Below are 12,267 nucleotides of genomic sequence, written 5' to 3'. Positions count from 1 at the left end.
CGCCACCCACCATACAGGTGTATTGTCGACCGTGTCGATATGACCCCTCTTACCTAGGCGTATGAATGACAGTCGTGCTGCCCGAAGCTGACGGAGTGGGCGCAAGTGCGCCCGCGAGTATCGAGCGGATACGCGATGCGGCGCTCAAAAGTTTCGCCACCTATGGCACGTCGGCGACATCGCTTCGGACGGTCGCTGCGGCCGCAGGCGTGTCCCTTGGGCTGGTGCAACACCATTTCGCCACAAAAGCCGGCCTCATCAAGGCCGTCGACGACCATGTCCGCGCCGTAGTGATCGCGACGATGTCGCCACCCATCCCGCAGCCGCCAGGGGACTCGCTAACCGCGATCGGAAAAAGGGTCACGGGGATCGTTGCCGAGCACCCTGACGTTATCGACTATCTGGGCCGCGCCCTCATCGAAGGCAGCCCACTGGGAACGGAGATCTTCGACTATCTGGTGGCCGCCGGCATAGACCGCTGGAAACAGCGCGGTGATCTCGGGCAGACCCGCCCCGATATCGATCTGACGTGGGCAGCGCTGAACGCTCTTGTCCTACCGCTGGGCACGATCATCTTGAGGGGTCATATCGAGCGGCATCTCCCCGAGCCCCTCACCACGCCTACCCAGCTCGACCGTTGGCAAGACTCCGTCAATACGCTGCTGCGTGAGGGCCTTTTTCGGCATACCGAAGGCTAAATACGGCCGCCGCCAACCCTTTTCCGATACGTCGACGGTGTCTCTCCGCAGAATTGCGCGAACGCGCGCGTGAACGAGCTCAGGCTGTCGAAGCCCACCGCCGTCGACGTCTCCTGCACCGACTGTCCAGGTGCGGCAAGCAATGCCATCGCCCGCAGCATCCGCGCATGCAAAAGGTACGTCCGCCACGACAGCCCGAGCGTGTCCTGAAACAGCCGTCGCAACGTTCGCTCCGACACCGACACTGCGCGGCTGACGTCGACGGCCGTCACCGAATCGAGGTGGTCTTTCGTATACGCCATCGCCGCCGCCACAATCGGGTTCTCCGACGTCGGCAGGCTCAGCGGCGCCTCGTGGTCGAGCGCCTCACACACGAGGTTCGCCAAGGTGCGAAAGAAGCTGTCGGATTCCTCGTCGCCGTCCGCCCGGTCGATCGGCCACCGCAGCGCGTAGATCATCATCTCCCTGATCAACGGCGACACCGCCAGAATGCGGGCTCTGTCACCACCGTCGGGCACCAGCGACGGATCGAACATCACTGCCACGGTCCTGACGTCCGGGTTCATCGTGGCCTGATGCTCCAGTCCCACCGGGATCCACGCGGCCTGCTGCGGCGGCAGCAGATAGTGCGCCGACGCCGTCTCAACCTCCACCACGCCGCCGACGGCGTATTCGATCTGATGCACCTCGTGCGAGTGCCATCCGGTGATCAGCGCGTCGCCCTCATAGAGGTAGCTGCCGCCCAGCGCGCGGCCGCCGCGACGCAGCTCGATGACGGGCCGGATATTGGCCGATTCGGCTAAACCTCTGTCCGAAAGCGCAGAGACGGTCACACGGGTAGACGGTACTACTGGGGTATGAACACCGACGACCTGATCCTCGTGAGCATCGACGACCACGTCGTCGAGCCACCCGACATGTTCCTCCGCCACGTGCCTGCCAAGTACAAGGATGAAGCGCCGGTCGTGGTGACCGACGACAAGGGCGTCGATCAGTGGATGTATCAGGGCCGCCCGCAAGGAGTCAGCGGACTCAACGCCGTCGTCTCATGGCCCGCGGAGGAATGGGGCCGCGACCCCGCCGGCTTCGCCGAGATGCGGCCCGGCGTCTACGACGTCCACGAACGCGTCCGCGACATGAACCGCAACGGCATCCTCGCGTCGATGTGCTTCCCGACGTTCACCGGCTTCTCGGCCCGGCACCTCAACATGCACCGCGAGGAGGTCACGCTCGTGATGGTGTCGGCCTACAACGACTGGCACATCGACGAGTGGGCAGGCTCGTATCCGGATCGCTTCATTCCGATTGCGGTGCTGCCGACGTGGAACCCCGACGCGATGTGCGACGAGATCCGCCGCGTGGCCGCCAAGGGTTGTCGCGCCGTGACGATGCCGGAACTGCCTCACCTGGAAGGCCTTCCGAGTTATCACGACGTAGAGCACTGGGGTCCGGTGTTCCGGACGCTGTCCGAAGAGAACGTCGTGATGTGCCTACACATCGGCACCGGCTTCGGGGCGATCAGCATGGCGCCCAATGCGCCGATCGACAACATGATCATCCTCGCCACCCAGGTATCGGCGATGTGCGCACAGGATCTGTTGTGGGGCCCGGCGATGCGCAGCTATCCCGATCTCAAGTTCGCCTTCTCCGAGGGCGGAATCGGCTGGATCCCTTTCTATCTCGACCGCAGCGATCGTCACTACACCAACCAGAAGTGGCTGCGCCGCGACTTCGGCGACAAGCTGCCCAGTGACGTGTTCCGCGAACACTCGCTGGCGTGCTACGTCACCGACAAGACGTCGCTGAAGCTGCGCCACGAGATCGGCATCGACATCATCGCCTGGGAGTGCGACTACCCGCACTCCGACTGCTTCTGGCCCGATGCCCCCGAACAGGTGCTGGCCGAACTGAACGCCGCCGGTGCCGACGACTCCGACATCAACAAGATCACCTGGGAGAACTCCTGCCGGTTCTTCAGCTGGGACCCGTTCGCCCGGACGCCCAAGGAGCAGGCGACGGTTGGCGCGTTGCGCGCCAAGGCAACCGACGTCGACGTCTCCATCCGGCCCCGCAAGGAGTGGGCGCGACTCTACGAGGAAAAGCAGCTCGCCAAGGCGTAAGCCGAGTCACGCCTCGTTGGGCATATTCGTCCAGCCCTTGCCGTCCGCACGCGCATACCACCCTGCCGCGGCCAGTGTGCCGCCGTCGACCGGGATCGTCTGACCGGTGACGAACCGCGCATCGTCGGACGCGAGGAACTGCACGACCGCTGCGTAGTCATCGGGTTGTCCGAATCGGCCCGCCGGGATCCAGGTGCGGATCAACGACGGATCGCGTCCGCGCAGCATCAATGCGGCCGGCGTCTGCGGTGTGTCGGCGAGATCCGGCGCGATCGCATTGACCCGGATGCCGTGCTGCGCCACGTCGACGGCCAAGCTGCGCGTGAACGCCACCACGCCGGCATTGAACGCGGCATACACCGCGGCGTACGGAATGCCGCGAAACGCCTCGACCGTCGCGTTGTTCACGATCGCGCCCCGACCGCGGCTCACCATCGCGGGCAGCACCGCATGACACATCCGCAGCACGTGCAGCAGGTTGAGCTCGTACAGCGTCTGCCACTGCTCTTCTGTGCTGTGCAAAAAGGTTCTCGCTGCCGGGCGGAAATCGCCGACGTTGTTGACCAGGACGTCGATCCGCGAATCAGCAACGCCAAGAGCGGTTTCCGTCGTCGCAGCCACCGTTTCCTGATCCCGGATATCACCGACGACGACGGTGCACTTGCCGCCCGCAGAGACGATCTCGTCGCGGGTCGCATCGGCCGCCTCGGCGTTGATATCGGCAAGGACGACGTGTGCACCCGCCGCGGCCAGCCGCCGGCTGATGCCGCCGCCGATGCCGAGCGCGCCGCCGGTCACCACGGCGACCTGTCCGCTCAAGGGCGCCGAGGCAGTCACGGCGTCAGCTTATTGGCACCGATCGCCTCGCAGGCACGAGATGGGGAAGTGGGCGATTGGCCGTCTCGCGCATCGTCAGCACCGTCGCGAATGTGACGACGGCCGCAGCGATGACGTAGAACGCCGGCGCCAGATCGTTACCCGTGTGAGCGACCAGCCATGTCGCTACATACGGCGCCGTCCCGCCGAACACCGCGACCGACACGTTGTATCCGATCGAATAGCCGCTCGAGCGAACCCGTGTTGCGAACAACTCGGCCCCCGCTGCCAGCGATGCGCACACGAACACCGACTCGATCGCCGCCAACCCTGCATGAGCCGCGATCGCCGCGGGCAGCGAGCCGGAATTGAGCAGCAGGAACAACGGATAGGCGAATGCCGCGAACGCCGCTGACCCCGCCAGGAGAAGCGGCTTTCGCCCGATCCGGTCCGACAATGCGCCGAGCGGAGGAATCAGAATCAGCGCGACGAGGCTCGCCACCGTGATCGACACGAACGCGTCGGTCTTGGTGAAGCCGAGTGTCTTCGTGAAATAGCTTGGCAAGAACGTGAATACGATGTAGAAGCCGACATTGTGGATCACCACTAAACCGGCGATTTGCAGAATCGGCCGCCACGACGTCGTCACGGCCTCCTTCAATGGTGAGGTCGCTAACTCTCCCTCTTCGCGCAGTGACTCGAACTCCGGTGTGTCGCCGAGCCGCAGCCTGATGTAGAGGCCGACAGCGCCGAGCACGCCTGCGATCAAGAAGGGAATGCGCCAGCCGTAGGAATCCATTGCGCTATCGGAGAGCACCGTCTCAAGACCCGTTACGGTCAACGAGCCCAACAGGAATCCGACGACGACCGACCAGACGAGGAACGACACCACGAAGCCGCGGTGTTTGTCGGGTGCATACTCCGCGAGGAAGCATGCACCGCTGCCGTATTCGCCGCCGGCCGAAAAGCCTTGCAGGCAGCGCAAAAACAGCAGCGACAGCGGTGCAAACACACCTATCGCGGCGTAGCTTGGCAGCAGACCGATCGCGAACGTCGAACCCGACATCAGCAGGATCACCACCGCGAGCACCCGTTGCCTACCGATGCGATCGCCCAGCGGCCCGAAGAAGAACCCGCCCAGCGGCCGCATGAAGAACGCGGCGGCGAAGATCGCGAATGTGTTGAGCAGCGCAGCGGTTTCGTCGCCGGGCGGGAAGAACTTCGCGGCGATGAACGTCGCCAGGAAGCCGTAGATCGCGAAGTCGTACCACTCGACGGTGTTGCCGATCGCGGCCGCGCATACCGCTCTGCGAATGACCTGTGGTTCTACGTCAGCATGCCGGTGGGTCGTGTCATGGGTGGCCATGGCCTGCCTCCTGACTGTCGAAGTCGACGTGAGGTCGATCGGTGATGAACATGTGGCCCGGCGCGTGGAAGATCGCCAGCGACGGCCGGGCCTCGAGCACGACGGCCTGTGGTGTCACCCCGCACGCCCAGAAGACCGGCACTTCGTCGGGCCCAATCGAAACGGAATCGCCGAAGTCGGGCGCGCCGAGGTCGGCGATGCCGAGCGCTGCCGGATCGCCGACATGGACGGGCCCGCCATGCATGGCGGGGAAACGAGACGAGACCTCGACCGCGCGCGGTACATCGGCGGGGGAGAAGGGCCGCATCGACACGACCAGCGGTCCTGCGAATGGCCCCGCGGTGATACAACGACGCGTGGTGACGTACATCGGGACGTTCACGCCTTGCAATTGATGGGCGAGCGGCAGGCCGGCGGCGGCCAGCGCCCACTCGAAGGTGAACGAGCAGCCCAGCAGGAACCCCACCAGATCGTCGCGCCAATACCGCGTCACGTCCGTTGGCTCGTCGACAAGCTCGCCATCACGGAACACGCGGTAACGCGGCACGTCGGTCCGCAGATCAGCGTCCGGCGCAAGCATCATCGGCCGCGTCGACCCCGTATCGGTCACCTCGAGCAGCGGGCACGGCTTCGGATTACGTACGCAAAAGCGCAGGAAATCGAGTGCATACTCCACGGGCAGCACGACGAGGTTGGCCTGCGCGAAGCCGGGGGCCAAGCCGCTGGTAGGACCAGTGTGCTCACCTCTGCGGATGCCAAGGCGCGCATCGACAGCGGTGTCCTCGACGCGCAAAGTCATATGCCTGCATTCCCGTCGCGCGACGTACATAACCCACCTCGTCGGGGTGGTCTCGAAATTTGCCCGCCTACCGAGCGACAGACGGTCGATGGGAGGAAGTTGTCGCTCAGTGGGCGGGCACTTTGCTACCCGCCTCTGAGGCGGCGCTAGTCGACCCGCTGGCGTGGCGCCGACATTTCCGTCGCCTCCGATCGACCGCGCAGTACCTCAGAACCGCACAGGGCCCAGCACCGGCGTTCGGTCGCGTCGGTACGAAGCAAGGCGGCTCCTGAACACAGCACCCGCCCGTCGAACTCCTTCGCGCGGTCCGCCAGCCGTGCCGCCTCATTCACGGCGTCGCCGACCACCGTGTACTCATAGCGGTTTTCCGCGCCGATGTTTCCGGCGAAGACCGGTCCCGCCGATATCCCAATGCCGAAATCCACTGGCAAGAGGCCTAACTCATCGCGAAGGGCGCGGGCGGTTGCCAATGCCGATGTCGCTGGAGCGTCGATGCGCAACGGTGCGCCGAAGACAGCCAACACGGCGTCACCCTGGAATTTGTTGATCAGCCCCCGTCGCTCGTCGACTGCAGCGACGACGATGCGGAAGAAGTCATTGAGCACTTCGGCCACCTCATAGGGTTCCCGCGTCGCCGCCAACTGCGTCGAACCCACGAGGTCGATGAACAAGATCGCGACTTCACGCTCATCTCCCGAAAGGGATTCGTTCTCTTGGACGGCCCTGCGGACGACTTCTTCGCCGACGTGACGGCCGAACAGATCGCGCAGCTGGTCGCGTTCCTGCAGCCCGGCCACCATGCGGTTGAATCCGCTTTGAAGTTGCCCGATTTCGGAGCGCTCATAAACGTCGATCTTCTGGCTGATGTGCCCGCGTTCGACCTCAGCCATAGCGTCGACGACCTCGTGAACGGGGTCCGAGATGGACGAAGACACGAGAATCATTGCGCGCAAACCCAGCACGACGGCGACGAGCGCAAGCACCAAGACGGGAACCTCGATCGGCGCGTTGTTGTGGATGATCCATCCGTTGGCGCGCAACAACACCAGGGTCACAATTCCGGCACCGGGAAGCGCTGTGCACATGGTCCACATCAGGATCAATCGTGCGCGCACTCCTGGCGCCCTCTCGGCATGCTCCAAATCCACTGTGGCCGCGACCATCAGGGCGCGCAACGGGCGTTGGGTGAACAGGAAGCCGGTGCATACCGTCGCCGTCGCACCGAATATGATCGCCGAGACGATCAGCATCTCGACTCTGCCGCCGTTGCCGGCATTCAACGGAACCATGACGACCGCCGCGACGGCCCACGGCGTCAGGAGGATCGCTGATTGGCGGCGGGTGATATTCGGGGACTTCCGCTGCCGGTCAGAACCCGCCCGGTGAAGTGCGCGGCCGACCAAAGCGACGCCGCTCAGCCACACGGAGAGCGTTCCAACGATGACGATCGCCACCGTCGCGATGAGATTTTTCGCGCCGAGAACGGCCTGTGCGCCGATGACTGCCTCGCCGCTGACCGAGATGACGATCGCGATGACTTCAAGAGCCGACAGTAGATAGGCGAATGCAAGGCCTGCCGCGTATCGACTGAGCAGGTTGCGCGGCCTCATGCGGCCATCGTGTCAGTCGCTGGCCGGCAGCGGCTTGGCTTCCTTCAGATTGAGGGGCGTCGTGCCGATAGACAGTGTGCCGGCGCCCGCCTTGGTGACGAGCACCTCGGCGCCGTTTTCGTCGACGTAGCGCTTGCCCATCACGTTGCCGTCAGAGAATGCCGTGTCGATGGTGGCGTCGGTTGATTTTTCGGCATCAAGCGGCACCATCGGGACGCCGCCCGCTCGCAGATCGTCGAGGCTGTCGGCGCTGCGGACGACGATCACCTGCGTATCGCAGACCTGGCTCTGCAGCCGTGTGCCGTTCTTGATCATGTTCGGCTCCTTGTCAATTCGTCGACCAGTTCGCGGCGCAGCACTTTGCCGGTTGCGTTGGTCGGCAGCTCATCGCGAAACACCACTCGATCGGGTGTGCGTGATCCGCGTAGATGCGCTCGCACGTGCTCGCGCAGTTCGTCTGGGTCGGGCGTCGTGCCTTCGGCGGGCACCACGACCGCGACGATGATCTGGCCCCATTCGGGATCCTCCGGACCGACCACCGCGCAATCGCGTACGGACGGGTGCTCGACGAGAACATCCTCGATTTCGGCGGGAGCGATGTTCTCCCCGCCGCGGATGATGGTGTCGTCGGACCGGCCGCCGATGAACAGGTAGCCGTCCTCGTCAAGCATCGCAACGTCTTTGGTGGGGAACCAGCCGTCGGCATCGAGCACCGAACCGATCTCGGCGTAGCGGCCCGACACCTGCTCGCCCCGGACGAACAGCTCACCGGTCTCACCCGCGCCGAGAACGGTGCCGTCCTCGGCGCGGATCTGCACCTCGACGCTGGGTACCGGCTGTCCGACGGACCCCAGCCGACGAGCGACCGCCTCATCCGACGCACCCAGTGCGACCCGGTGGTCTTCGGGGCCCAGCACCGCGATCGTCGAGCTGGTCTCGGTGAGACCGTAGGCGTTGACGAAGCCAACGTCCTGCAGCAGGCCAAGAGCCTTTCGCACCAACGGAAGAGCCACCTTCGAACCGCCGTAGGCCAAGTTGCGCAGCGTCGGCAGCTCCACGTTTTCGCGCTCCAGCACCGTCACGATTCGGTCCAGCATCGTCGGCACCACGGTCGCCGTCGTCACACCTTCGTCGCGTACCAGGCGCACCCACTCGTCCGGGTCGAACTGGCGCAGATACACCATCTTTCGTCCCGCATAGAGGTTCGACAACGCGGCGCCGACTCCGGCGATGTGATACGGCGGCACACAGATCAACGCGGCGTCGCTGGGTTCCGCGGAGTCGAACTCCACGGTGCCGGTCACATAGCTGGTCAAGTTGTTATGGGTCAGTTCAACGGCTTTGGGCCGCGACGTGGTGCCCGACGTGAAGAGCACCACCCCGACATCGTCGGGATCCGGGAATTCCGCAGCGGGCTCGCTCGTGCGGGCAGCGTCGATGAATTCCTCGGAGGTGATGACCTGCTTGCCTGCGCCGGCCAGCACGTCCCGGTATTCGGCGTCGGCGATCACCAACGGCGTCGGCAGGCGGTCGATCAACTGCCGCAGGCCGTCCTCGCTGAGGCGGTAGTTCAGCGGCGTGAACGCAACACCCGCACGGGCGGAGGAAAACAGCAGCAACGGCAGCATCACACCGCCCATGCCGACGTACGCCGCGTGCTGGGCGCCGGATGCCGCGATGACTCCGGCACCACCGTCGGCGAGTGAGCTCAGTTCGCTTGTCGTCAGGCGCAAGTCGCCGGACACCACCGCAGTGCGGTCCGGGTTCGATGACGCTGCCATTTCCAGCAGCAAGGAGATGCTCATGACTTGTCGACGAAGATATCAAGGATGGGGTTGTCGCCGCCGCCATAGCGGGATAGGTCGGTGACGCCGGAATCGGCCAGCACGGCGGAGTCGATGAAGCACTGACCGTTCACGTCCGCAGGCGCCCTGGACAAGATCTCGACCGCGGCGTCGGCCATGATTTCCGGGCTGCGCGAGGAGGACATCAGTTGGCCTTTGGCCATGTTGGCGACCGCCGAGGTCGCGATATAAGTCTCCGGCCACAGACAGCTGAAGCCGACGCCGGCGTCGGCGTATTCGGCCGCCCAGCCCAGCGTCAGCAGTGTCATCCCGTACTTCGACAGCGTGTAGGAGGGATGGGCGCCCAGCCAGTACGGGTTCATGTTCAGCGGCGGGGCCAGCGTCACCACGTGGGCTGATGCCTTTTGTGCTCTCCCCTGTCCTTCGGACGTGGCCCCACGCGTCCGCGAAGCCGACTTGCGTAGGTGCGGCAACGCCGCCTTGGTCAGCAGGAACGTGCCGCGCACGTTGATGTCCATCATCAGATCGAACTTCTTGACCGACAGGTCCTCGGTCGGTTCGGTCGCGATGGCGCTGGCGTTGTTGATGACGATGTCGATGCCACCGAACTGCTCGACCGCGGTATCGACGGCGCGCTGGACGTCGTCCTCCTTACGGACGTCGCCCACCACGGCGACGCCCTTGCCGCCGGCCTGTTCAATCTCGGCAACGGCGGTGTAAACGGTTCCCGGCAGCTTCGGGTGCGGCTCGGCCGTCTTGGCCAGCAGCACGACGTTCGCGCCCTGTTTGGCGGCGCCCAGCGCAATGGCCAGCCCGATGCCACGGCTACCCCCCGAGACGACGAGGGTGCGGTCGGTGAACGTGGACATGGGCCTCCTTGATGCGCCGCCCTCGATGGTATTGGCATTCTCATTCTAAGCAAGTGCCATATTCGCTGTTTACCGGGGGTTCGGCGGCCTTCCGTCACCTCCGGCGCCCCCTGCCCAGTGCATGTTTCCGCCGTGCGGTATTGGCATTCTCATTTTTTGCAAGTACGTTATCCAGTGATGACCGACCCTGTTCAGACGCCCTCCGGCATCCCGCTCGAGCCTGTCTACGGACCGGCCGATCGGGCCGGCGATCCGCCTCCGCCGGGCGCGTATCCCTTTACACGCGGCAACTTCGCCAGCGGGTACCGCGGCAAGACTTGGACGTTCCGTCAGTACTCGGGTTTCGGAACGGCCGAGGAGTCCAACCGTCGTTACCGCTACCTGTTGGATCAGGGCGGCACGGGCCTGTCCGTGGCGCTGGATCTGCCAACGCAATGCGGCTACGACTCCGATGACCCGGAGTTCGGCGAGGAGGTCGGCCGGGTCGGCGTCGCGGTCGACACCCTGGCCGACGCCGAGATCCTGTTCGACGGCATCCCGCTGGAGGCGATCAGCACCAGCTTCACGATCAACGGCACGGCGGCGATCCTGCTGGCCTTCTATGTCGCCGCCGCGGAGAAGAAGGGCGTGCCGCGAGCCAAACTGACCGGCACCATCCAGAACGACATCCTCAAGGAGTACGCCTCCCGCGGCACGTGGATCTGGCCGCCGGAGCCGTCGCTGCGGCTGATCGCCGACACCATCGAGTTCTGCGCGGCTGAGGTGCCCAGGTTCAACGCGATCTCGGTCGCCGGGGCCCACTTCCGTGATGCCGGCGCCAACGCCGTTCAGGAGATGGCGTTCACGCTTGCCGACGGCGTGACGTACTGCGACACCGTGGTCGAACGCGGCCGAATGACCATCGACCAGTTCGCGCCGCAGATCTCGTTCTTCTTCTATACGCACGGCGACTTCTTCGAGGAGATCGCGAAGTACCGGGCTGGCCGCAGGCGGTGGGCGACGATCGTGCGCGAACGCTACGGCGCCACCACGGACAAGGCGTCGATGTTCCGGTTCGGATGCGTCGCCGGCGGTGCGTCGTTGTATGCGCCGCAGGCGCAGAACAATCTCGTGCGGGTCGCCTACGAGGCGATGGCCGCGGTGTTGGGCGGAGTGCAATCGATGTTCACCGCTGCGTGGGACGAGCCGTTCGCGCTGCCCAGCGAGGAGTCGGCGACGCTGGCTCTGCGCACGCAGCAGATCCTGGCGTACGAGACCGGCGTCACGAAGGTGGCCGACCCACTCGGCGGGTCCTACTTCGTCGAGGCGCTCACCGACGCCACCGAGGAGAAGATCATCGAGATCATGCACGACCTCGAGCAGCACGGCGGCATGGTCCGCGCGATCGAGGACGGTTACCTGCAGGGTCTGATCGCCGACGAGGCGTTCAAGATCCACCAGGAGGTGGAATCGGGTGAGCGCCCGGTGGTCGGGGTGAACCGGTTCGTCGTGAACGAGCCGCCGCCCGACCTGGCCACCTACGAACTCGATGCCGAGGGTCGCGACGTCCAGCTCAAGCGGCTGTCGAAGGTCAAGGCCGAGCGCGACCCCGTCGCGGTGAAAGAAGCTCTAGCCGCCCTGTCGCGCGCGGCGGAAGGCGATGACAACCTGATGCACAAGCTCATCGATTGCGCCAACGCCTACTGCACGGTCGGTGAAATGGTCTCTGCACTCAAAGCGGTGTGGGGCGAATTCCAGCAGCCGGTGGTGTTCTAGATGGCAATTCGTGTACTTGTTGCCAAGCCTGGCCTCGACGGCCACGACCGTGGCGCCAAGATCGTCGCGCGCACGCTGCGCGACGCCGGATTCGAAGTCATCTACACCGGCATTCGCCAGCGCATCGAGGACATCGTCTCGATCGCACTGCAGGAAGACGTTGCGCTGGTGGGGCTTTCGATTCTGTCGGGTGCACACCTGGCGTTGACGACCCGCACCGTCGACGCGCTGCGGGCGGCCGATGCTGGCGACATCGCAGTCGTCGTCGGCGGCACCATCCCGCAAAGCGACGTATCCAAACTGCTGGAAGCCGGTGCTGCCGCGGTGTTTCCGACCGGTACGCCGTTGGATGTCCTTGTCGACGAGGTGCGCAAGCTGACATCGGAGAGGGTCGATTTGCGGGCGGGCGAAGCAGGGGTGGGAGAATGA

General features: G+C 64.9%; 12 protein-coding genes. 4 read left to right on the top strand and 8 right to left on the bottom strand.

Going from position 1 to position 12,267, the window contains the following annotated elements; all coding sequences use genetic code 11:
- Nucleotides 1-65: 65 nt before the first annotated feature.
- The gene (locus ACWW36_RS29775) at nt 66-698 is read left to right on the top strand and encodes a TetR/AcrR family transcriptional regulator (RefSeq protein ID WP_456139487.1); all 633 of its coding nucleotides are present in this window, start codon (nt 66-68) and stop codon (nt 696-698) included.
- Here ACWW36_RS29775 and ACWW36_RS29770 read toward each other — a convergent pair.
- Nucleotides 695-1,531 carry an AraC family transcriptional regulator gene (locus ACWW36_RS29770; RefSeq protein WP_456139486.1) on the bottom strand — a complete coding sequence of 279 codons (837 nt, stop codon included), beginning with the start codon at nt 1,529-1,531 and terminating at the stop codon, nt 695-697. The two genes, ACWW36_RS29775 and ACWW36_RS29770, sit on opposite strands and share 4 nt — an antisense overlap.
- A 24-nt stretch (nt 1,532-1,555) precedes the next feature.
- Here ACWW36_RS29770 and ACWW36_RS29765 point away from each other — a divergent pair, with 24 nt between their 5' ends.
- Nucleotides 1,556-2,818, top strand: a complete 1,263-nt coding sequence (locus ACWW36_RS29765; RefSeq protein WP_456139485.1) for an amidohydrolase family protein — start codon at nt 1,556-1,558, stop codon at nt 2,816-2,818.
- A gap of 6 nt (nt 2,819-2,824) precedes the next feature.
- Here the strand turns inward: ACWW36_RS29765 and ACWW36_RS29760 are convergent, their stop codons facing one another.
- The 7 genes from ACWW36_RS29760 to ACWW36_RS29730 all read right to left on the bottom strand — a co-directional run bounded on the left by ACWW36_RS29760 (nt 2,825) and on the right by ACWW36_RS29730 (nt 10,083).
- Nucleotides 2,825-3,655, bottom strand: coding sequence for an SDR family NAD(P)-dependent oxidoreductase (locus ACWW36_RS29760; RefSeq protein WP_456139484.1), 831 nt, complete (start codon nt 3,653-3,655; stop codon nt 2,825-2,827).
- Between the two features lie 4 nt (nt 3,656-3,659).
- Nucleotides 3,660-5,000 carry an MFS transporter gene (locus tag ACWW36_RS29755; RefSeq protein ID WP_456139483.1) on the bottom strand — a complete coding sequence of 447 codons (1,341 nt, stop codon included), beginning with the start codon at nt 4,998-5,000 and terminating at the stop codon, nt 3,660-3,662.
- Nucleotides 4,987-5,799, bottom strand: coding sequence for a putative hydro-lyase (locus ACWW36_RS29750; protein WP_456139482.1), 813 nt, complete (start codon nt 5,797-5,799; stop codon nt 4,987-4,989). The genes ACWW36_RS29755 and ACWW36_RS29750 overlap by 14 nt, the downstream gene beginning before the upstream one ends.
- 146 nt (nt 5,800-5,945) lie before the next feature.
- Nucleotides 5,946-7,409, bottom strand: a complete 1,464-nt coding sequence (locus ACWW36_RS29745; protein WP_456139481.1) for an adenylate/guanylate cyclase domain-containing protein — start codon at nt 7,407-7,409, stop codon at nt 5,946-5,948.
- Between the two features lie 12 nt (nt 7,410-7,421).
- Nucleotides 7,422-7,724: a hypothetical protein gene (locus ACWW36_RS29740; protein ID WP_456139480.1), complete on the bottom strand. Its 303-nt coding sequence runs from the start codon at nt 7,722-7,724 to the stop codon at nt 7,422-7,424.
- On the bottom strand, nt 7,721-9,214 hold the full coding sequence (locus ACWW36_RS29735; RefSeq protein ID WP_456139479.1) for a class I adenylate-forming enzyme family protein: 1,494 nt from the start codon (nt 9,212-9,214) through the stop codon (nt 7,721-7,723). Before ACWW36_RS29735 ends, ACWW36_RS29740 begins: the two co-directional genes overlap by 4 nt.
- Entirely contained in the window at nt 9,211-10,083 is an 873-nt protein-coding gene (locus tag ACWW36_RS29730; RefSeq protein ID WP_456139478.1) for an SDR family oxidoreductase, read from the bottom strand. The genes ACWW36_RS29735 and ACWW36_RS29730 overlap by 4 nt, the downstream gene beginning before the upstream one ends.
- Before the next feature lie 177 nt (nt 10,084-10,260).
- Here ACWW36_RS29730 and ACWW36_RS29725 point away from each other — a divergent pair, with 177 nt between their 5' ends.
- Nucleotides 10,261-11,838: a methylmalonyl-CoA mutase family protein gene (locus ACWW36_RS29725; RefSeq protein WP_456139477.1), complete on the top strand. Its 1,578-nt coding sequence runs from the start codon at nt 10,261-10,263 to the stop codon at nt 11,836-11,838.
- Nucleotides 11,839-12,267 carry a cobalamin B12-binding domain-containing protein gene (locus tag ACWW36_RS29720; protein WP_456139476.1) on the top strand — a complete coding sequence of 143 codons (429 nt, stop codon included), beginning with the start codon at nt 11,839-11,841 and terminating at the stop codon, nt 12,265-12,267. It abuts the gene before it with no gap.

The organism is Mycobacterium sp. MMS18-G62, from assembly GCF_053877835.1.
The sequence above is the reverse complement of the archived record's forward strand: the minus strand, read 5'-3'. Positions and strand labels throughout refer to the sequence as shown.

Bases quoted from the DNA above. Each gene is read 5' to 3' on its own strand.
- ACWW36_RS29775 (WP_456139487.1), top strand. From the start codon at position 66: ATGACAGTCGTGCTGCCCGAAGCTGACGGAGTGGGCGCAAGTGCGCCC.
- ACWW36_RS29755 (WP_456139483.1), bottom strand. From the start codon at position 5,000: ATGGCCACCCATGACACGACCCACCGGCATGCTGACGTAGAACCACAG.
- ACWW36_RS29720 (WP_456139476.1), top strand. From the start codon at position 11,839: ATGGCAATTCGTGTACTTGTTGCCAAGCCTGGCCTCGACGGCCACGAC.
- ACWW36_RS29765 (WP_456139485.1), top strand. From the start codon at position 1,556: ATGAACACCGACGACCTGATCCTCGTGAGCATCGACGACCACGTCGTC.
- ACWW36_RS29740 (WP_456139480.1), bottom strand. From the start codon at position 7,724: ATGATCAAGAACGGCACACGGCTGCAGAGCCAGGTCTGCGATACGCAG.
- ACWW36_RS29725 (WP_456139477.1), top strand. From the start codon at position 10,261: ATGACCGACCCTGTTCAGACGCCCTCCGGCATCCCGCTCGAGCCTGTC.
- ACWW36_RS29730 (WP_456139478.1), bottom strand. From the start codon at position 10,083: ATGTCCACGTTCACCGACCGCACCCTCGTCGTCTCGGGGGGTAGCCGT.
- ACWW36_RS29735 (WP_456139479.1), bottom strand. From the start codon at position 9,214: ATGAGCATCTCCTTGCTGCTGGAAATGGCAGCGTCATCGAACCCGGAC.
- ACWW36_RS29745 (WP_456139481.1), bottom strand. From the start codon at position 7,409: ATGAGGCCGCGCAACCTGCTCAGTCGATACGCGGCAGGCCTTGCATTC.
- ACWW36_RS29750 (WP_456139482.1), bottom strand. From the start codon at position 5,799: ATGACTTTGCGCGTCGAGGACACCGCTGTCGATGCGCGCCTTGGCATC.